At 63.8% G+C, this 20,809-nt stretch carries 17 protein-coding genes; 4 read left to right on the forward strand and 13 right to left on the reverse strand.

Features of this window, described 5'->3' with window-relative positions; translation table 11 throughout:
- The first annotated feature begins 43 nt into the window (after positions 1-43).
- The 4 genes from LB553_RS15905 to LB553_RS15920 all read left to right on the forward strand — a co-directional run bounded on the left by LB553_RS15905 (position 44) and on the right by LB553_RS15920 (position 3,883).
- Entirely contained in the window at positions 44-1,048 is a 1,005-nt protein-coding gene (locus LB553_RS15905; RefSeq protein WP_224514684.1) for an ABC transporter substrate-binding protein, read from the forward strand.
- A 69-nt stretch (positions 1,049-1,117) separates the two neighbouring features.
- Positions 1,118-1,978: an ABC transporter permease gene (locus tag LB553_RS15910; protein WP_224514686.1), complete on the forward strand. Its 861-nt coding sequence runs from the start codon at positions 1,118-1,120 to the stop codon at positions 1,976-1,978.
- A gap of 1 nt (position 1,979) precedes the next feature.
- On the forward strand, positions 1,980-2,780 hold the full coding sequence (locus LB553_RS15915) for an ABC transporter permease (protein ID WP_224514688.1): 801 nt from the start codon (positions 1,980-1,982) through the stop codon (positions 2,778-2,780).
- Positions 2,777-3,883 (forward strand): ABC transporter ATP-binding protein, encoded by a 1,107-nt coding sequence (locus LB553_RS15920; RefSeq protein ID WP_224514690.1) that lies wholly within the window; start codon positions 2,777-2,779, stop codon positions 3,881-3,883. The genes LB553_RS15915 and LB553_RS15920 overlap by 4 nt, the downstream gene beginning before the upstream one ends.
- 123 nt (positions 3,884-4,006) lie before the next feature.
- On the opposite strand, the gene otsB is transcribed toward LB553_RS15920, so the two are convergent.
- The 13 genes from otsB to phnA form a co-directional block, all read right to left on the reverse strand.
- Positions 4,007-4,789: a trehalose-phosphatase gene (gene otsB / locus LB553_RS15925; protein ID WP_224514692.1), complete on the reverse strand. Its 783-nt coding sequence runs from the start codon at positions 4,787-4,789 to the stop codon at positions 4,007-4,009.
- Complete coding sequence (locus tag LB553_RS15930) at positions 4,786-6,579, reverse strand: alpha,alpha-trehalose-phosphate synthase (UDP-forming) (protein ID WP_224514694.1); 1,794 nt, start codon at positions 6,577-6,579, stop codon at positions 4,786-4,788. Before LB553_RS15930 ends, otsB begins: the two co-directional genes overlap by 4 nt.
- Positions 6,580-6,726: 147 nt before the next feature.
- Entirely contained in the window at positions 6,727-8,889 is a 2,163-nt protein-coding gene (locus LB553_RS15935; RefSeq protein WP_224514696.1) for an amylo-alpha-1,6-glucosidase, read from the reverse strand.
- A 146-nt stretch (positions 8,890-9,035) separates the two neighbouring features.
- A complete protein-coding gene (locus LB553_RS15940; protein WP_224514699.1) occupies positions 9,036-10,094 on the reverse strand; it encodes a glycosyltransferase family 4 protein in 1,059 nt (352 codons plus the stop codon).
- Between the two features lie 173 nt (positions 10,095-10,267).
- Positions 10,268-11,065 (reverse strand): ABC transporter permease subunit, encoded by a 798-nt coding sequence (locus LB553_RS15945; RefSeq protein WP_224514701.1) that lies wholly within the window; start codon positions 11,063-11,065, stop codon positions 10,268-10,270.
- A gap of 2 nt (positions 11,066-11,067) precedes the next feature.
- Positions 11,068-11,925, reverse strand: coding sequence for a 2-aminoethylphosphonate ABC transporter permease subunit (locus LB553_RS15950; RefSeq protein ID WP_224514703.1), 858 nt, complete (start codon positions 11,923-11,925; stop codon positions 11,068-11,070).
- Positions 11,918-13,066, reverse strand: coding sequence for an ABC transporter ATP-binding protein (locus tag LB553_RS15955; protein ID WP_224514705.1), 1,149 nt, complete (start codon positions 13,064-13,066; stop codon positions 11,918-11,920). The genes LB553_RS15950 and LB553_RS15955 overlap by 8 nt, the downstream gene beginning before the upstream one ends.
- A 31-nt stretch (positions 13,067-13,097) precedes the next feature.
- On the reverse strand, positions 13,098-14,129 hold the full coding sequence (locus LB553_RS15960) for a 2-aminoethylphosphonate ABC transporter substrate-binding protein (protein ID WP_224514707.1): 1,032 nt from the start codon (positions 14,127-14,129) through the stop codon (positions 13,098-13,100).
- A 255-nt stretch (positions 14,130-14,384) separates the two neighbouring features.
- The gene (locus LB553_RS15965) at positions 14,385-15,395 is read right to left on the reverse strand and encodes a 2-hydroxyacid dehydrogenase (RefSeq protein ID WP_224514709.1); all 1,011 of its coding nucleotides are present in this window, start codon (positions 15,393-15,395) and stop codon (positions 14,385-14,387) included.
- Between the two features lie 5 nt (positions 15,396-15,400).
- Positions 15,401-16,747 (reverse strand): aspartate aminotransferase family protein, encoded by a 1,347-nt coding sequence (locus tag LB553_RS15970; protein ID WP_224514711.1) that lies wholly within the window; start codon positions 16,745-16,747, stop codon positions 15,401-15,403.
- Positions 16,744-17,862: a TIGR03364 family FAD-dependent oxidoreductase gene (locus tag LB553_RS15975; RefSeq protein ID WP_224514712.1), complete on the reverse strand. Its 1,119-nt coding sequence runs from the start codon at positions 17,860-17,862 to the stop codon at positions 16,744-16,746. Before LB553_RS15975 ends, LB553_RS15970 begins: the two co-directional genes overlap by 4 nt.
- Before the next feature lie 5 nt (positions 17,863-17,867).
- On the reverse strand, positions 17,868-19,322 hold the full coding sequence (gene phnY, locus LB553_RS15980; protein ID WP_224514714.1) for a phosphonoacetaldehyde dehydrogenase: 1,455 nt from the start codon (positions 19,320-19,322) through the stop codon (positions 17,868-17,870).
- 230 nt (positions 19,323-19,552) lie between these two features.
- Positions 19,553-20,809, reverse strand: a complete 1,257-nt coding sequence (gene phnA / locus LB553_RS15985) for a phosphonoacetate hydrolase (protein WP_224514717.1) — start codon at positions 20,807-20,809, stop codon at positions 19,553-19,555.

Genomic DNA, 20,809 nt, shown 5'->3' on the forward strand with positions numbered 1-20,809 from the left:
AGACAAGAACAAGAAACGGAACAACCAATCAGAGGAGAACGATATGAAACTGATTTTCGCCGGCATCCTTGCCGGACTGATGGCGACCACGGCCGCGAAGGCCGATGAAATGGTGTTCACCAGCTGGGGCGGGACGACCCAGGAAGCCCAGACCAAATCCTGGGCCGAGCCTTTCGCCGCCTCGTCAGGCATCAAGGTGCTGCAGGACGGACCGACCGACTACGGCAAGCTGAAAGCCATGGTCGACGCCAAGAACGTCACCTGGGACGTCGTCGACGTCGAGATGGATTTCGCCATCAAGGCGGCCAAGGACGGTCTGCTCGAGCCGATCGATTTCGCCGTCGTGCCGAAGGCCGATCTCGACCCGCGCTTCAGCAATGAGAATGCCGTCGGCAGCTTCTACTATTCCTTCGTGCTCGCCTGGAACAAGGGCGCCGTGACCGGCGAGCCGGCAAGCTGGGCGGACATGTTCGACACCAAGAAATTTCCGGGCAAGCGCACCTTCTACAAATGGTCGGCGCCCGGGGTGATCGAGATCGCGCTGCTCGCCGATGGCGTGCCGGCCGACAAGCTCTATCCGCTCGATCTCGACCGCGCCTTCAAGAAGCTCGACACCATCAAGTCGGACATCGTCTGGTGGGGTGGCGGCGCCGAATCGCAGCAGCTGATCGCCTCTGGCGAGGCCGCATTCGGCCAGCTCTGGAACGGCCGCGTCTTCGCGCTCGAGAAGGACGGCGCCGATGTCGGCGTGTCCTGGAACCAGAACCTCACCGCCGCCGACGTCCTGGTGGTGCCGAAGGGCGCCAAGAACAAAGAGGGCGCCATGAAGTTCCTCGCCGCCGCGACCAGCCCGACCGGCCAGGCGAAATTCGCCGAGGCAAGCGGCTACGCGCCGATCAACACCAAGGCCAAGGCCGAAATGCCCGTCGACGTGGTCAAGGGCTTGCCCGACGCCCATATCGACGGACAGATCAATCTCGACATGAACTACTGGGCCGAGCATCGCGACGAGATCGCCACGCGCTGGTACGCCTGGCAGGCGAAGTAGACGCTGTCCTTTCGTGACAAGGATCGGGACGGCGCTCGCCGCCCCGATCCGCAATCCGGGATTACCGTTATGTCGGTGGAAGCACAGCAAGGGATCGCAACTTCGCGCATACCATCAGGCCTGGGCGGCCTGCTTCCGGCGTTGATCCTGGTCGGACTGTTTTTCGTCGTTCCGGTCCTGGCGCTGTTGCTGCGCAGCGTCACCGACCCCGCTCCGGGCCTGCAGAATTACGCGGCGCTGCTGGGCGACGGCACATACGTGCGTGTGTTCTTCAATACTTTCGTGGTCGCCTTCGTCGTCACCGTCGTCACCGTGCTCGTCGCCTTCCCCGTTGCCTGGATGCTGGCGATCATGCCGCCGGCGCTCGCCTCGATCCTGTTCGGCATCATCATCCTTTCGATGTGGACGAACCTCTTGACCCGCACCTATGCCTGGATGGTGCTCTTGCAGCGCACCGGCGTCATCAACCGGGCGCTGATGGGCGCCGGCATAATCGATCAGCCGCTACCGCTGATCAACAATCTCACCGGCGTCACCATCGGCATGGTCTACATCATGCTGCCCTTTATGATCCTGCCGCTGGTCGGCACCTTGCGCGCCATCGATCCGATGACTTTGCGCGCAGCCGCCCTTTGTGGTGCCAGCCCGCTCGCCGCCTTCAGGCGCATCCTGTTGCCGCTGTCACTGCCCGGCATAGCCGCCGGCGGCCTGATGGTCTTCGTCATGTCGCTCGGCTATTTCGTCACGCCGGCGCTGCTCGGCGGCACGTCGAACATGATGCTCGCCGAAATGATCGCGCAAATGATCCAGTCGCTGCTCAACTGGGGCCTGGGGAGTGCTGCCGCCTTCATCCTGCTCGTCGTCACCATGGCACTTTATGCCTTGCAGCTGCGCCTGGTCGGGTCAAAACGCGCGTCGGTAGGCGCCTGAGATGCTGCTCGACTATGACCGCCTCGGCTGGTTGAAGGCAGCACTGCTCGCCTTCACCGCCCTGGTCGCCGCCTTCCTGCTGCTGCCCGTGGTCTTCATCGTGCTTCTCTCCTTCGGCTCCTCGCGCTGGCTGGCCTTTCCGCCCCCCGGCTGGACGCTGAAATGGTATCAGGAACTGTTCGCCGACCCCTCCTGGATCGAAGCGGCCCTCACCAGCGCCCGTATCGCCACGATGACGGCGATCCTCGCCGTCGCCATCGGCCTGCTCGCCTCCTTCGCGCTGATTCGCGGCCAGTTCCGCGGCCGCGAGGTCCTGCGCGGGCTGCTGCTCACGCCGATGGTCCTGCCGGTTGTCGTTTTCGCTATCGCGATCTACGCCTTCTTCCTGCGGCTTGGCCTCGGCGGCACCACTATCGGCTTCGTCGTCGCCCACTCCGTATTGGCGCTGCCCTTCGCCATCATTCCGATCGCGACCGCTCTGGAAGGCTTCGACAAGTCGATCGAGGATGCGGCGATCGTCTGCGGCGCCAGCCCGCTGCAGGCCAAGTTGCGCATCACTCTGCCGTCGATCCGCGTCGGCATCTTCTCCGCCGCGATCTTTTCCTTCCTGGCCTCCTGGGACGAGGTCGTGGTCGCTATCTTCATGGCGAGCCCCACTTTGCAGACTTTGCCAGTCAAGATCTGGGGGAGTCTCCGCTCCGACCTCACCCCCGTCATCGCCGCCGCCTCCAGTGTGCTGGTCGCGCTCACGCTGGCCCTGATGATCGTGACGGCACTCTTGCGCCGAAAGCTGCAGACATGACCCAAGCCTTTCTCTCGATCCGCAACTTGCGCAAGACGTTCGGTGCCTTTACCGCCGTTCATGATGTAACGCTGGATATTCCGAAGGGCGAGTTCCTGACCTTCCTCGGGCCGTCCGGTTCCGGCAAGTCGACCACGCTCTATGCCATCGCCGGCTTCCAGGATCCGACCTCCGGCGATGTGCTGCTGCAGGGCAAGTCGCTGCTTTCAGTGCCTTCGCACAAGCGCAACATCGGCATGGTTTTTCAGCGCTACACGCTGTTCCCGCATCTGAGCGTCGCCGAAAACGTCGCTTTCCCGCTTCGTGTCCGCCGCCGGCCGGAGACCGAGGTCAGGCGCAAGGTCGCCGACATGCTCTCCCTGGTGCGGCTGGAAAGCTTCGCCGAGCGTCTGCCCGCGGCGCTCTCGGGCGGTCAGCAGCAGCGCGTCGCGCTTGCCCGCGCGCTGGCGTATGATCCGCCGATCCTGCTGATGGACGAACCACTGTCGGCACTGGACAAGAAGCTGCGCGAGGAGATCCAGGCCGAGATCCGACGCATCCATCGCGAAACCGGCGTCACCATCCTTTACGTCACCCACGATCAGGAAGAAGCGCTGCATCTGTCGGACCGCATCGCCCTCTTCAGGGATGGCCGCATCGAACAGATCGGCACCGGCGAAGACCTCTACCTTAGGCCCGCAACCGATTTTGTTGCCGGCTTCATCGGCAACTCGAATTTCCTCGCCGCCGAGCATCTGGAAACGGTGGGCGGCGCCTCGACCATTCGCCTCGCCGACGGCGCGCTTGTCTCCGGCATAAACGCCAATGGCAACTTCGCGCCCGGACAGAAAACCAAGCTGATGATCAGGCCGGAAGCATTTCGCCTTGAGCGCTCGCCCAACAATGCGGAGCTGTCGGTCGAGATCGTCGATGTCGCCTTCTACGGTGAACGCCGGCGTATTGTGGCGCGCACGGGCGCCGGACAGGAAATCGACATCCGGCCGACATCTTCGGCAGCGGCAACGCATGATGCCTCGCTCGGCGGGCGGCAGATATTCTTCGATCCCGCCGGTGCCTTCCTGTTTCCTGCCTCGAGCAAAACCGGCAAGGAGCTGTCATATTAACGGTCCCGATCAAAGTTGAACGCTCGGGCGTGCGTGCGCGAGACGAAGAAGGCCGACAAGAAACGAGATCATCGCTATGATCACGGGCCTGCAGCAGCAATAGCTGTGGAGCATCTGGCCGGTTTAGGCGACGAGATTGCGGCTCACCGTTGGTGCGACCGGCTCGCCGAAATTGGCTTCTAGCCAGGCGATCGCGCTTGCGACATCCTCGATGACGAAGCGGGCAGCCGTCTCGCCCTGCGGCTTGACGCGGATCGAGATTCCGCCCGCGGCATTGACCGTGTCGAAGCCGTTCTCGTCGGACGTGTCGTCGCCGAGGAACACCGGACGTCTGCCGGTAAAAGGATCGATCTGCATGAAGCGCCGGATCGCGGCTCCCTTGGCGGCTTCGAGCGGCATCAGCTCGACCCCGGCATTGCCGGCGATCACGCGGTAGCCTTGCGGCAAGCGGGCGAGCGCTGCCTCGACCAGCTCCGTCGCCCGCGCCAGAAGCTGCGGCGCGGCCCTTGTGTGGATGGCGAGCACCGGGCCCTTGCGCTCGACATAGACGGCCTTGCTTGCCAGCTCCAGTTCGATCTCGTCGGCAAGTGCCGCCATATCCGCCGGTTCGTCGGCGGCTTCGATCTTTCCGTCCGGCCGAAGTCTGTGCTCCAGCCCGTAGAGGCCGGCGATCCGCAGTTTCAACGGGTCGAACAGATGGTCGACGGCTGCTATCGAGCGGCCGGTGATGAAGGCGAGCGCGCCGTCGAGCCGCCGCTCGATCCTCTCCAGGAGAAGGCGCAACTCCCGGCTGACCGAGACGGCGTCGGGATGCGCCGCGTGCTCCAGCAAAGTCCCGTCGATGTCGAGGAAAAGCGCCCACCGGCCTTCGGGAAGCGGTGGGGTAAGGTCTGCCTGACTATTCATCGGAATCCGACTGCCTGTTTGCGTTCGAACATGGAAACGACATTATCGCCGGTGACGCTTGCCGGCCGGTCGTACAAGCCGGTGACCCGGTCGAGCTCGCCGCGTTTTCTCAGCCGCGCGGCGTCGAGCAGCATACTGCCGGCCCAGCGAAAGACATTGTTGTCGCGCACGATCTCGCGCATGCGCCGCATGCGCTCGTGCTGTTCGTCCGGCCCCATGATCAGCGCCTGCAGCATCGCCTCGCTCATCATCGCCGCGTCGTAAGGGTTGACGATCAGCGCCTCCAGCAGCTCGCGCGAGGCGCCTGCGAAAGTGCTGAGCAAAAGCACGCCCTGCTCGTCGTCGCGCGAGGCGACAAACTCCTTGGCGACAAGGTTCATGCCGTCATGCAGGCTGGTGACCAGGCAGATGTCGGCGGCGCGATAGAGTTCATAGACCGCGGCCTGCGAATGGTGCTCGGCCACCATGACCACCGGCCGGTAAGACTCGCTGCCGTAGCGCTGATTGAGCTCCTCGGCACAGCGCAGACATTCCTCGTGCAGCTGTTTGTAGGCCGGCAACGTACCGCGGCTCGGCGCCGCGATCTGCAGGAACACGACTTTGCCCACCATCTCAGGATGGCGAATGAACAACTCCTCCAGCGCGTGGAAGCGATCGAGTATGCCCTTGGTGTAATCGAGACGCTCGACACCGACGCACAGCTTGGCGCCGGCTGGAATCCTGAACCGCTTGCGAACGCGCATCCGGCATTCCTCGACGCTGGGCAGGGCGTTCAGGAGCTCGACCGGCCATTCGATCGAAATCGGATAGGAATGCACCAGCGTCACCTGGCCGCCATAGGAAATAGCGGCATCGGCACGCTCGATGCGGCTTTCCATGAAGCGGTCGACGCTCTCGGTGAAATTGTTGGCGTGGAACTGGGTGTGGAAGCCCACGATCGAACTGCCAAGCAGACCGTCGAGGATGCGCTCGCGCCACGGGCATATGCTGAACACTTCCGAATTCGGCCAGGGGATATGCCAGAAAGTGATGACGATCGCCTCGGGCAGACGCTCGCGGATCATGCGCGGCAAAAGCGCGAAGTGATAGTCCTGGACGAGCACAATCGGCCGCTCGTTGCGAGCCTCGGCAACCACCGTCTCGGCGAATTTGCGGTTTACGGCTTCATAGGCCTCCCAGTCCGACTCGCGAAAAATCGGCCGCGTGAAGGCGATATGACAGAGCGGCCACAGGCCTTCATTGGCGAAGCCGAGATAATAACCTTGATACTCGTCGTCACTGAGCCAGACCCGGCGCAGCGTGTAGGAGGGATGGCCAGGCGGCACTTGCACGCGGTCGTTTCCATCGACCACCGTCCGGTCGGCGGTGCCGCCACCATAGGCGATCCAGGTGCCGGCGCAGGCGCGCGTGATCGGCTCCAGCGCCGAAACCAGTCCGCTCGCCGGCACGACGAGCTCGACGCCGCCATCCTTCGTCTCATTGTGGATATAAGGTTCGCGATTGGAGACGACGATCACCTGCGCTCCCGGCAACTCGTCGGCGAGGATCTTGCGCAGCGTGTCCGGCGACCATGTCACCAGAGCCGCATCGACCGACTGCCCGTTCTTCTCGTATTCGCGTAGAACCTTTCGCGCCGCCTCGGTGGTAAACTCGTCGCCGGCGCCCGGCACGGCCGATGCCCTCGGGTGATTGCGACGGTACCGGGATATCGAAATGAAAATCGCTAGTGCGGACAATCCGAGGCTTGCGAGAATAAGGACCAATAACAGGTCGACGCCATATTGTGTCATTGAAATGCCAGGTTGCCTCCGGCTATCGTTCATTGTTTTCGTTCTTACCGGCCGCGGAGGGGCAAGCCGGGTCACGTTTGCAACGCACAAACCAGCGATCAGTTCCGACCTTTCCCGATTGTTGAACGTGGGGTTGCAGCGCTGAATTTACGTGCGCACGATAAGCGGCACCTGGCCCTCATGCCGGTCGGATAGAAAGGCGGCGACGCGGTCGCCAACCCTTTGGAAGGTGAGGTCGATCGCCTTGTCGCCGACCGTCAGGTGTCTGATCATGAGAGTATCGATGCCGATCGGCAGCCTCGGTCGCGTGACATGCAATTCGCCCTCCCAGCCATCGATCTCCAGGCCCAGGCATGCCTGCATCAGCATGAAAGTGGAGCCGGCCGACCAGGCCTGTGGCAGGCAGGCGACGGGATAGGCGATGGGCGCCTCGCCGGGCGCCCGAGCGAAACCGCAGAACAGTTCCGGAAGCCGCATGTTGAAATGCACGGCAGATTCGAACGTACCACTCATCAGCCGCACCACGCTGTCGCGCTCGCCGTAACGCGCGAGGCCCACGCCGCAAAGCGCCGTATCATGCGGCCAGATTGAGCCGTTATGGTAGGACATCGGGTTGAAGAAAACCGCATCGTCGGCGAGCGTCCGCAGCCCCCAGCCGGAATGGAAGGAGGCCGACAGCAGCTGGTCGGCGACCAGCCGGGCGCGCTCGGGCTGCGGCAGCCCGACGAAAAGCAGGTGCCCGGCATTTGACGTTCGGACCTTGCAGGGCTGGCCATCGCCGTCGATGGCCAAGGCGTAGAAGTTCATATCATCCAGCCAGAAGTCGCGTTCCACGGCGACCCGCATTTCCTCGGCGCGGCCCTCCCAGTGCTCGGCGTCCGCGAATTCGCCGCGGCGGCGTGCGAGCGCCGCCATGCCGCGGAAGGCGGCAAAGACATAGCCCTGCACTTCGACCAGCGCGATCGGTCCCTTTGGGATGCGCCCATCGGCGTGAAAGACCGAATCGAAACTGTCCTTCCAGCCCTGGTTGGCGAGGCCTGACTCGGCGGCGCGCTGGTAAGTGACGAAACCGGTGGTGCGGCCCGCCTCCTCCATCCATTCGGCAGCGGCTTTCAGCGAAGGCCAAAGCTTGTCGATGAAGGCCATGTCGCCGGTGCGGTCGGCATAGGCGGAAGCCAGATGGATATAGAGCGGCGTGGTGTCGACGCCCCCGTAATAGCGGCCGAAAGGAAGTTCGCGCAGCGCCGCCATCTCGCCCTTGCGTGTCTCATGCATGATCTTGCCGGGCTGCGAATCCGAAAAGGGCGAGGTTTCGGTCGCCTGGTGCTCGGCCAGGAAAGCAAGCACTCCGCGCGCCAGGCCGGGATTGAGCCAAAGCATCTGCAGGCTCGAGATCACGCCGTCGCGGCCGAATGCCGTCGAGAACCACGGGATGCCGGCATAGGGATAGGGCCCGGTCGGAAGCTCGGTGGTAAGCAGCGCGACATCGGCGCGGGCGCGCTCGACCCAATCGTTGAAGACGCGGCCCGAGCTATGCACGGTGGCGCCATGCCTGCGCTTGGCGCGCATGCCAAAGCGGGCCCGTGCCGCCGCGGCGCGGAAACGGTCGCGATTGGGGGCCTCCGAAGCTTCCGGGCCGACTTCGACATAAAGTACTTTGCTGCTGCGCTTGGTCACCGCAATCAGGAAATCGGCGCGGTTGTCGCTCAATTTGTCGGGAGCCTGCGAAAAGGCGATCGCGGAAAGCCTCGGCAGACCGTCGAGGCCGTCATAGCCGAGCAGCGCCGAGGTCTTGTCGGTCTTGATGACATGCGTCGTGCCGCGCTTCACCCGCGTCGAGCCGCGCACCTCGAACATGTCGCGAAAGTCGGCGGCAAAATGCAGCGAGACAGTGATGGTCGAATGCTCGCGGCTATAGTTGGAAAGCGTGATGCGCTCGAACAGCCTGTCCTGCCAGAGGAGCCTGACGCGTTCGATATGGATTGCACCCTGCGGGATATCGCGGCCTGCGGCAGTCTGGATCGGCAGGTTCGTGAGGTTGGACGTGAACAGCACATTATCCTGGCTGAGCGAGGCGCCGAGCAGCGACATCGGCCTGCCGCCGACAGTCAGGCGGAATTCGGAAAGCACGCGGGTGTCGTCGCGGAAGAAACCGTCCCCCGCCCCTCTGATGTCGCCATAGGCATCGGCGACGGCGAAGCAGTCGCCCTGCTTGAGGGCAAAAAGCCGGTGCGGTTCGCGTGGCGCGATCTCGTCGAGCGAAGAAAGGGCTACGGCAGGATCGAGCTTGCGCTCGTCGAGCTCCGTCATTCGTCACCTCTTCGTTTGCCCCGCCCCAGAGCATGATGCCGAAAAAAGCGGCTTTCGGACGACATCACGCTCTATCTCTTTAATTTAGAGCCGGATTCAGGGTCAGGCCGAACAGACCTGAAATCATCCGGCTCTAGGCATAAAGATCAAGAGGCCTTCGCCTGTGGCGTGCCGGTCAGACGCATATAGGCAGCAAGATAGTCGCTTGCCATTCTTGTCGCCGAGAACCTTTTCTCGAACACCGCCCTCACCTGCCGCCGGTCAAGATCGAGAAGCGCGGGTATCGACGCCACGGCACGGTCCACACTGTCGACGACGAAGCCGGTGACGCCATTGTCGACGATCTCCGGCAAGGCGCCCTGGTCCCAGGCAATCACCGGTGTGCCGCAGGCCATGGCCTCGATCGCGACAAGGCCGAACGGCTCCGGCCAGTCAATGGGAAACAGCAGGCCTGCCGAATTGCCGAGAAACCCGGCCTTCTCATCTTCGGTGATCTCGCCGACATAGTCGATGCGGTCGCCATCGATGAGCGCCTCGATATTGTCGCGGAAATAGGCGCGGTCATCGTCGCCGATCTTGGCCGCCAGCTTCAGCTTCAACCCGGACCGACGCGCGATCTCGATGGCGCGGTCCGGCCGCTTGTCGCGCGACAGGCGTCCGAGGAAAGCGAGATACGGTTCTTCCGCCTGCGGCTCATAAGTCGGTTGGTAGGCGTCGAGCGGCAGTCCGTGATAGATCGTGGCGAGCCAGTTCGCGTCCGGCAGGCCGCGCTTCTGACTGTGCGAAATCGAGATCATCGGGAAACGCGGAAAGCATTTGTAGGCCGGCGCCATATCCACATAGTCGAGCCGGCCATGCGGCGTCGTCACCGTCCGCGCCGCCATCAGCTCGAAGAACGGAAAATGTAGGAAGTGGCTGAGATGGAAATGGATGACGTCGAACTCGCCGGCGCGCTCGCGCACATCGGCAAGCATTGCCAGATGCGCGGCGATCTCCGATTTCTTCGGCCGCGGATCGAGGCGTATCGCCTGGTCGCGTCCAGGCACCAGCCGCGCCGACGTCTCGCTGTCGCCGCTCGCGAACAAAGTCACATCATGTCCGAGCTCGACCAATGCTTCGGTGATGTAGAAGACGATCCTCTCCGTCCCGCCATAGAGTTTCGGCGGCACGGATTCGTAGAGCGGCGCGACATGGGCAATGCGCATCGGGTCCCTCGGCTGTTGACGCGAAGCAAAATGCGTCAGCCGCAAGATCGTTCCTGCCCAATTGGCCGCGGGCTCGGTTGAGCGGTTTTCTGTCTGGAATTCCCTTAGCAAATCAACCGGATAGAGCGGTTCGCCGTTCCCCTGAAGCGGTGAACCGCGCTAGATGGGCGAGGTCACGACCTCGCCTGCCGGCCGGTGACGCGTTCGAGCCCAAGCAGCAGGATGAGCGTCACGGCAACGAGCACCATGGTCAGCGCCGCACCCGCGAACACATCACCGCGGTCGGTGAGGCTGAAGATCGATACCGGCAGCGTCACCCAGCCCGGCGGATAGACCATGACGGTGGCGCCAAGCTCGCCCATCGACAGCGCGAAGCTCAGGCCGAAGGCGGCAACCAGATAGGGCGCAAGCAAGGGCAGCGTGACATGCCGGAGCCGGTAGGCCGGACGCGCCCCGAGGCTCGACGCCACCTGTTCGAAATCGGGCGAGAGCCGCGCCAGCCCGGCTGACACATTGCCGAAGGTGAAGGCCGAGATCAGCACGAAATGCGCGACCATCACGATAGCGATCGTGCCGTTGAGGAGCAGCGGCGGATGGCTGAAGGCCACCAGCAGGCCGAGGCCGACGGATACCGAAGGCACGGCGCTGGGGATAAAGAACAGCACGCCGAGCACCCTGGCCAGAGTGGCGTCCTGGATACGCAGCGCAAGCGCTGCCCAGGTGCCGCTGACCAGCGCCACGGCGCTGGCCAGGAAGCCGGTGACGAGGCTCGCCTTCACCGCCTTCCACGCCGCGCCTTGCACGACATCGCTGTAATGCTCTGTTGTCAGGCCGCTGGGCAGCACGCCGTTCCATTGGTCGGCCAGGCTGGAGAGCAGGATCACTGCCAGCGGCGCCAGAAACAGCACACCGAACAGCAGCGTGAAGACCAACCAAATCACGATGCGACCGGGGCGCGACCAGACCAGCATCTCTATGCTCCCAGCCGGCCGGCGGCGAACCGGTAGAGGCCGAACAGTCCCAGCGACAGTGCGATGTTGATGACCGCGATGATGCAGGCGACCTGATAGGCCGATTCCTGGATCGCCTTGCTGTAGATCAGCAGCGGCAGCGTGATGACGCCCTTGGCGCCAATGAACAGCACGATGCCGAACTCGTTCACCGTCAACAGCAGGCAGAGGCTGCCGCCGGCAATCAGCGCAGGCACGGCCGCCGGCAGGATCACCTGACGCACGATGCGGAACGGCCTCGCGCCGAGCACGCTCGCTGCTTCGATCTGGCCGCGGTCGACGAGCGAAAAGGCGGCAAGCAGCGGACGCAGCACGAAAGGCGAGTAGACGGTGACTTCGGCCAGCACCACGCCCCAGGTCGAGTAGAGGAAGTTGACGGGTGGCGCCTGCAGCGAGAACGCTTCCGTCAATCCGGCATTGAGCATGCCCGCCGAGCCGTAGAGGAAGGTGAAGGCAAGCGTGACCAGGAAAGTCGGCAAGGCGATGAAGGTGTCGATCAGCCGGGCAATGACGCCGCTGCCTGGAAACGGCACGAAGGCGAGGATCAGCCCCAGCACGAGCCCGACGATCAGGCATCCGGCCGTCGCCGTGACAGAAATGGTGATGGTGTTGATGAGCGCGTTGAGGAAGAAGCGCGCATGCAGCACGCGCACGAATTCACCGACATTGGCCATGCCGCTGTCGTCCATGAACGCCTGCTGGACGATCAACACCAGCGGATAGAAGAACAACAGCGCCAGCAGTGCCGCCGGCGGCACGATCCAGAACCGGCCGGGCACTCTTTTCGCTGCCGGCGCGGGAAGGACCGCCGCGTCAGCCACGGACGTCTTCCGGAACAAGCGAGGTATCGCCAGGCGTGAAGAAGAGCGGCACGGCCGAGCCGCGCTCCGGCAGACTCACCGGCAGCCTGGTTGCCGAGACGCGCACCGGCGTGCCATCGACTTCGAGCACGAGATGGGTGAGTTCGCCCTGCCAGTGCACTTCCTTCAGCGTACCGACGATCCTGTTGGTGTGTTCCTCGTCCCCGGTGAGGCTGAGATGCTGCGGCCGGATGCAGAGCAGGGTCTTGTCGCCGGGCTTCTCGCCTCGTGCGGCGCCTGCCAGCAGGGCATCGCCGAGCCTAGCCGTGGCGAACCCCTTCGGTCCCGTAGCGCCTTCAGTGACCGTCACCGGCAAGAGGTTCGCGCGACCCAGGAACTCAGCCGTGAAGCGGTTCGGCGGCAGGCGATAGAGCTCCACCGTCGGCCCGTGCGAAGACACACGGCCGTCACGCATGATGGCGATCTTGTCGGCGAGCGTCAGCGCTTCGGTCTGGTCGTGGGTGACATAGAGGATCGTCAGTCCCGGCAGGTCGCGATGCAGCTTGGCGATCTCCTCGACCATATTGCGCCGGATCTGCGCGTCGAGCGCCGATAGCGGTTCGTCGAGCAACAGCACGCGCGGCCGCACCGCAAGCGCCCGTGCGATCGCGACACGCTGCTGCTGGCCGCCGGAAAGCTCGCGCGGGTAGCGTTTGGCAAAGCCCGACATGCCGACCGTCGCAAGCGAGTCCTTGACGCGTTCGCCGATCAGCGCCTTGTCTGCGCCTTGCGCCCTGAGCCCGAAGGCGACGTTGTCCTCGACCCGCATATGCGGGAACAGCGCGTAGTTCTGCACCACCATGCCGAGCCCGCGTTCATAGGGCGGAAGATCCGTCACGTCGGTGGCGCCGATACGGATGCGGCCGCTTGCCGGCCTGACGAAACCGGCGACGGCCCGAAGCGCCGTCGTCTTGCCGGAGCCGGAAGGCCCGATCATCGCCAGGATCTCGCCGGGCGCGATATCGAGCGTCAGCGGATGCAGCACGACATGCGCGCCATAGGCGACGCTGACCTTGTCGAAGTGGACATTGGAGCCGGCGCCGCGAATTTTCGCGGCGTCGACGTCCATGACATTGCTTCCCGTGAAAGCGGGCACCGACATGGCTGCTACTCCGGAATAGGTCACCAGGAGATCAACTTCCCGTCGCTTCGTTCCACTTCTTGACGTAGTCAGGCAGCTTGGCGAGCGCGTCGTCCCAGTTCGGTGCCCAGATGGTCACGCCTTTCATCGCCTCCCGCGCCTCGGCGAAATTGGCGTCGTCCGGCTTCACATCCTTGCGGGCTGGCAGGCCGAGCGCCACGGAGCTTACCGTCGACTGCGCCTCCTTGGAGAGCAGGAACTCGATCAGCTTCTTGCCATTGTCGCTGTTGGGCGCGCCGGTGACCAGGCCGATTTCATAGGGCAGCGCGAAAGTGGAACGGGTGCCGTCCGGGCCTGCGGGCCAGAACACTTTGATGTTCGGATTATCGGCCATTTGCGACAGGTTCATCTGCAGGTCGCCATTGGCGACATAGAGCTCGCCCTTGTTGACCAGCGCGGTGAGCTTGCCGGTCGAGGCGGACGGGCCGACATTGTTGTCCTGCAGCTTCTTCATGTATTCGAAGCCGGCGTCCTCGCCGCCGAAGGCGTGGATGATCTCGAGCATGACGGCGGTGCCGTCGCCGGCCTGACCGGGCGTCGAATACTGGATCTTGCCCTTGAACTTCGGATCGAGCAGGTCGTTGTAGCTCTTCGGCGCTTCAGAGAGCACCGAGGCGTTGTAGATGAAGTTCATGTAGTTGTTGACCAGCGGCCGGTACTTGTCAGTGCCGCCGTCGATCTGGTCGGAGCCTTCCGGCTTGAAATCCTGCAGTAGCCCATCGGCGGCTGCGCGCTGGATGAAGGGCGGCAGCGTTACCAGGACATCGGCCTGTGGGTTCGATTTCTCCTTGGCGACGCGCTCGACGACGCCGCCCGAACCGCCTTCGATATACTGCACGGTGATGCCGGTGGCCTTGGTGAAGGCGGCGAACTCGGTCTCGTACCAGCTGCCATTGCCGTCATGCAGCCCGTCGGCCGAATAGATGGTGACGACGCCGTCGGCGAAGGCCGGCGCGACGAGTGCCGATGAGCCCAGCAGCGCTGCGCCGAAGGCCATAGCCACGATGAGATTTCGCGATTTCATGGTCAGTTCCCCTTTGATTGAAAGCACAATCTGCGACGCACTCGTGGTGGCGTTGGTCGGCCCGCCAAGGGTTCTGCAGCGCTGGTGCATGTCGTCGTTGTGCCAACTTTGAGGCCCGTCGATCGATAAGTAAAATCTATTTATTTTATGACAGGCAAGCTTCAGCTGATATTTGTCGCGGAACTGTCGCGTGACCGTTGCAGGCATGTTCTCCTGCACATCTGGTTCCGATGCCTCAGGGAAATGACGGATTGTTCAGCGAAATTCGACGCTCGTCGTCTGCGCGCGCAAGCGCGGGTCGTGCGATCGGATCGTCACGGGTCGAGCTTCGAGCACCTCGAAACAGCGAGCGAGCGTGTCGTCCTCGAGCCGGCGCATCGCCTCATGTGTGAAGAAGGTGAGATGCGGAAACAGGATCACATTGTCGCGATCGAAAAGCGCGCTCATTGGGTGGCCGGACCTCGCCAGCGGCTCCAGCGAATAGACGTCGAGCCCGGCTCCGGCGATGCGCCCGGCAACGATCGCTTCGACAAGTGCTGCTTCATCGATGAGTGCCCCGCGCGAGACGTTGATGAGGATCGCCGAAGGTTTCATGCAGGCCAGTTCTTGGCCTCCGATCAGGCCGCGAGTCTGATCGTTCAGCACGCAATGCACCGAGACGAAATCGCAAGCGCCAAGCATGGCCTTCAGGTCCTCGACCTTCTCGACCCCCGCATCCCGCATCGTTGCCGCGTCGACGCCGGGATCGAAGCCGAGCACCCTAGCGCGAAACCCCTGCCCCGCCATGCGCGCCATGCTGCGGCCGATCTTGCCGCAGCCGACCAGCCCGAGCGTGGCGCCGGCGATATCGCGCCCCAGCCAGCGCTGCTCGGGCCAGATCCAGCCGTCGCGCGAAACCGCCGCCGTGATCGCGGGCAGCCGCTTCGCCAGCGCGATCATCAGCGCGAAAGCGCCCTCGGCGACCGTCTCTTCCGCATAGTCGGGAACATTGACGACGGGAATGCCGCGCCGCATCGCCGCCCGGATGTCGATGGCATCGATGCCGACGCCATATTTGACGATGCCCTTGAGGTTACGCGCGGCCTCTACGACACGCGCGGTGATCGGCGTGTAGCACATCAGGATGAGATCGGCATCGGCGACCGCTGCCATGAGCTCGGCTTCGGGAATGCCGTCCGGCAGCGTGACGAGCTCGACGCCGCGCGCTCTCAAGCCGGCGTCAATGCCCGGGCACTCCAGCTCTCTGTCGGTGCGGACAGCCTTCATCCGGCTCACGCCGCCAGCACTGCGGCCTCGACGATGTCGAGCGCCCGGTCGAGATCGGCGCGCGCAATCACCAGCGGCGGCGAGAGCGTCAGCACATTGCCCTGGCTGATCTTGAAGCTCAGGCCTTCGTCGAGGCAGCGATAGTAGATCTTCTCGGCAAGCGCACGCGCCGGTGTCCGGCTCGCCTTGTCCTCGACCATCTCGACGCCGAACATCAGGCCCCTGCCCCTGACGTCGCCGACGAAAGGCGAGCGCTGCATGAGGTCCTGCATACGGGCGAGCGCATAGGCGCCAAGCTCCGCCGAGCGCTCGACGAGGCTTTCGTCGCGAATGATAGCGATGGTCGTCAGCGCGGCGCGCGCGGTGACCGGGTTCTTCTCATGCGTGTAGTGGCCGATGGCATAGTCGCCCGCGACGTCGAGATGGCGCCGCGCGATCACCGAGGCGATCGGCAGGATGCCGCCGCCGAGCGATTTGCCGAGCACGATGATGTCGGGCGTCACCCCATCATGCTCGGAAGCGAAGAATTTTCCTGTTTTGCCGAGCCCGGTCGGGATTTCATCGAAGATGAGCAGCGTGCCGTACCGGTCGCAGGCTTCGCGCACCGCTTTCCAGAAGCCCGGCGCCGGCACCAGCGGCGTCGCCCGCATCGGCTCGGCGATGAAAGCGGCGAAATCACCTTCGCGTCCTAGCACGTAAGCGATCATGTTGGCGCACGCTCGGGCAGAATCCTCCAGCGAATTGGTGCCGTACGGGCAATTGTGCGGTGCCCAAGGCGCGACATGCTCGGTGCCGGGCAAAAGCGGCCCGGCAATGCCGGAGCGGAACGTCGCCTCGCCGCCGACGCTGGAAGCGCCGAAGCCTGCGCCATGGAAAGCATCCCAGAACGACAATGTCTTGAACCGGCCAGTGGCGGCGCGCGCCAATTTCAGCGAGACCTCGATTGCGTCGGAGCCGCCAGTCGTGAACAGCACCTTGCCGAGATCCCCCGGCGCCAGCCTGCCGAGCGTCTCGGCCAATTCGACCGCAGGCTCGCAGGTGAAGCGGCGCGGCGAGAAGGGCAGTTCATCCATTTGCTTGCGGATGGCTTCCTTAAGCCGCGGATGGCCGTAGCCGATATGGTGGACGCTGTTGCCGTGGAAATCCATGTAGCGGCGTCCGGCCGTGTCCTCGATCCAGATGCCTCCCGCCTTGGCGATGGCCGAGACGCAGGGGCTGGAAAGGCTCTGGTGCAGGAAGACCGCCGCGTCGCGCCGCAGGAGTTCCTGTGACGGTGCGTGGCTCTGCCTGGCGTTCCATTCCTGTCGTGCTGGAGCCTTGTTGGATTCGCCTTCGGTATGGACGAGCGTCATTGGCCGAACAACTCCACGATGGTCTCCTCGCCAAGCCCGAAGCCGGTGCTGGCGCCGGTGCCGCTGGTGACGATCACCAGCCGGACATCTTCATGCGGGGTCTCGCGCAGCACCGCATTCTTCGCTGAAGCGTAGTATCCCGTCCAGCGCGCAAGCACGTTCGGCACCTTGCCGAACAATGCCTTGAGTTCATCCAGGATCAATTGGTCGACCGCTTCCGATCCGAACGGATCGAGCGTCAGCCCATAATGATGGGAATCGCCAACGACCAGCGAACCGTCCGCGCTCTGCACCACGATCAGGTGAACGCCGTTGGCCAACGCGGCCCCGCGCTGTTCGCCCAGCTTGCTTCGCAATGCGCCGGCCTCGGGAAGGCCGGCGAAACCGCCATAACGCAACAGGCTGAGATCGGACATCAGCGCGGACGAAAGCCGAAAGCCCGGATCGGCGAGGCGCAGCATCTGCAGCTTGCAGCGCTGCACGCCGTGCTTGCCGATCAGTTCCGGATAGAGTGAGCTGAAATCGTCGCCGGGACAGACGACGACCTTTTCCGCTTGAACACGTCCCGCGCTGATTTCGACAAAGGGCGGAGCGACCTCGGTCGCCGACACGCCGGTGCGAAACACGACGCCATGCTTTTCAGCCAGGAACGATACCAGTCGCGGCAGCACCTCACGCGACTCCACGCGCAACTCGAACGGGCTGTAGAGCCCGCCGATGATCGCCTTCTCGTCAAGGCCGGCCTGATGCGCGAGCGCCTCGCGCGCGGTTAGAAGCTTGCACGCGCCGCCATGCTCGCCGGACTTGAAATTCTCGAGCAGCGCAAGCGCTTCCGGGCGTTGCGCTGCGATGAGCTTGCCTCGATGCAGGATTTCGATCCCCGCCTCGTTCGCAAGCTGGAGCCAGATCTCGCGGCTGCGCTCGGCCAGGCGGCGCGACGGCCCAGGCTCCTGTCCGGTCACGACGACGAGGCCGAAATTGCGGATCGAGGCGCCGTTGGCCTTCTGATCGCGATCGATGACGATAACGCGCAAGCCGCGCCGAGCGGCGGCCAATGCGTGAGCCAGCCCGATGATGCCGGAGCCGACGACGGCAAGGTCGAAACTGTCCGTCACGGCGCCTACCACGGCAAGGAGAAGGTCTTGACGTTGGTGTAGCTCTTCATCGCCTCGATGACGCCTTCCTTGTAGCCGTTGCCGGAATCCTTGATACCGCCGAAGGGGCTCATCTCGATGCGGTAGCCCGGTACTTCCCAGATGTTGACGGTGCCGACCTTGAGGCTGGTGATGTATTTCTGCATGCGCCGAAAGTCGTTGGTGCAGACGCCTGACGACAGGCCGAAAGCAGTCGAATTCGACAGCTTGATCAGCGCCTCGTCATCGTCGGGCGCGCGCACGATCGGCACGATCGGGCCAAAAGTTTCCTCCATCACCAGCTCGGACTGGTGCGGCACGCGGTCGACGACGATCGGCGGTAGCAAGGCACCCTTGCGGCCTGGATTGTAGAGCACTTCGGCGCCCTGTTCCGCCGCCACGTGGACGCGTTTCTCGAACAGCGCCGCGGCCTTCTCATGCACCACGGTGCCGAGCTGCGTCGCCGGGTCGCGCGGATCGCCGAAGCGGATCGCCTTGGCCCGCTCCAGCACCATCGGCACGAAACGGTCGGCGACTTTTTTCTGCACCAGGATGCGCTTGACCGCCGTGCAGCGCTGGCCGGAATTCTTCGTCGCGCCCGCGACGGCCAGATCGGCCGCTTTCGCGAGGTCCTCGTCCGAAAGATCGTTGAGCACGATCAGCGGATCGTTGCCGCCGAGCTCCAGCACTTGGCGCCTGTAGCCGGCCTTCGACGCGATCATCTTGCCGACGGGCACGCCGCCGGTGAAGGTGATGAGGTCGATGTTGGGGTTGGTGATCATCTCGCCGCCGATATCGGCCGGCCATCCGGTGACGACCGAAAGCATTTCGGGTGGCAGGCCGGCTTCGTAGAGGATGTCGGCCAGCATCAGCGCGGTGATCGGCGTCAGCTCCGTCGGCTTGACCACGACGCAGTTGTTGGTGGCGATCGCCGGCGCGACCTTGTGCGACACCATGTTGAGCGGATGGTTGAACGGCGTGATCGCCGAGATCGCGCTGAGCGGCTCGCGGATGGTGAAGATCTTGCGCTGCTTGCCATGCGGGGTGAGATCGCAGGAGAAGATCTGCCCGTCGTCCTGGATGGCCAGCTGACCGCTAAGCGTAAAGACGTCGAAGGCGCGGCCCACTTCGTAGAGCGAATCCTGCTTAGAGATGCCGAGCTCCAGCGTGATGAGATCCGATAGCTCGTCCTTCCGCGCATCGAGCAGCTCGGCGGCCTTGAGCAGGATCTTCTGCCGCTCGTAGCGCGTCAGCTTCGGCTGGTAGGCGGCGGCGATCTCGAAGGCGCGCCGCGCATGCTCCGCTCCGCCCGCAGGCACCGTGCCGATGACGGTGTCGTTCCAGGGAAACCGCACCTCCAGCTTCTGATCGGCATCGACCTTCTCGCCGGCGATGCGCATCGGCTCATGGCGGACTTTGATGGCAGGATCGAGTTGGGTCATCGATTGGTTCCAGTCTTGGATACGTCGCGGGGTCGACCCCACTCCGGCCTTCGGGCCACCTCTCCCCCGATCGACGGGGAGAGGAAATCAGCTCAGCGCTCTCCTCCAATCCAACAGCGCAGCATTTGAGCAAAAGCGCTGCGGAATCGACTGGGCGCCTTCCTCTCCCGGTCGATCAGGGGAGAGTTGCCGGGCGAAGCCCGGCGGAGTGGGGGTCGACAGCGCCCACCTCAACCCAGCGCCGCCGCCATCGTCGCGTAGTAGAACGCGTCAAAATTGCGCAGCTTGGGCTCGCTCGGCAAATCCGGCAGCACCCGGTTGACGATGAACGGCACCTCCTGCTCCGTCAGCCCACCATGCGAGCGCAGCGGCTCGTCGAGTGCTGCCAGATTGTGCCGGTGCTCCGACGTGCCAATCGTATTGTTCTCGCCCGAGATCAGGATGATGTCGCCCATGCGATCCTCGGGCAGCTCGAAGCGGGCGCAGCCTTCCTCGCGGCCGAGCACCAGGATGACGTCCTCGACCTTGCGCAGCTTTTCCATCACCGCCTCGCAGTCGGCGCCCTTCGGCAGATAGGCGGTGGCGAAGGAACCCAGCGCGCCGTGATGCACCACATAAGGATCGGTGATCGGCAGGATGACACGGGCTGCGTCCTTGCCCAGCCATTCGTCGAGAAGGTCCTGCACATAGACCACATTGGGCGAGCCGTCGGCGTGGTGCTTCGGCTTCATGCCATGGTCGGCGGTAACGACGATCGCGGCACCCAGCGCGTCGAGTTCGGCGAGATATTTGTCGAACATCTCGTAGAAGGCATTGGCCTGAGGCACGCCCGGCGCGTATTTGTGCTGAACATAATCGGTGGTGGTGAGATACATCACGTCTGGCCGGAACTCCTTCAGGAGTTGCACGCCGGCGGCGAAAACGAATTCCGAAAGTTCGGCGGAATAGACCTCGGGCACGGGCAGGCCGAAATGCTTCGAGGCATTGTCGATGCCGTGCTCGGCTTTCGTCGTGGTATCGGACCTCTCGGCCGAGAAGCACATCGCCCTGCCATCGTCGAACTTCAGTCCCTTGCCGAGCAGCGCGCGCAGCTTGTCCTTGGCCGTCACCACCGCCACCTTGGCGCCGGCATCGTAGAAGGCCTGGAACACGGTCGGCGCGCGCAGGAATTTCGGGTCGTTCATCATCACCTCTTCGCCCGTCTCCGGGTTGTAGAGGTAGTTGCCGCAGATACCATGCACCGCCGGCGGCCGGCCGGTGGCGATCGACAGATTGTTGGGGTTGGTGAAGCTCGGGATCACCGAATGGGCGAAGCGCACCGTGCCCTTCTTTTTGATCCTTTCCAGCGCCGGCATCAGCCCTGCATGAATAGCCTCATCGAGATAGGCCGGCTCGCAGCCGTCGAGGCAGATGGCGATGGCCGGCACGCGCGGCCACGCATAGGAGCGGCCATTGGCCGTGACGTTGACGGGAGACATCTGGTTCAT

This window comes from Mesorhizobium sp. CA8, assembly GCF_020164955.1.
Classification (GTDB): domain Bacteria; phylum Pseudomonadota; class Alphaproteobacteria; order Rhizobiales; family Rhizobiaceae; genus Mesorhizobium.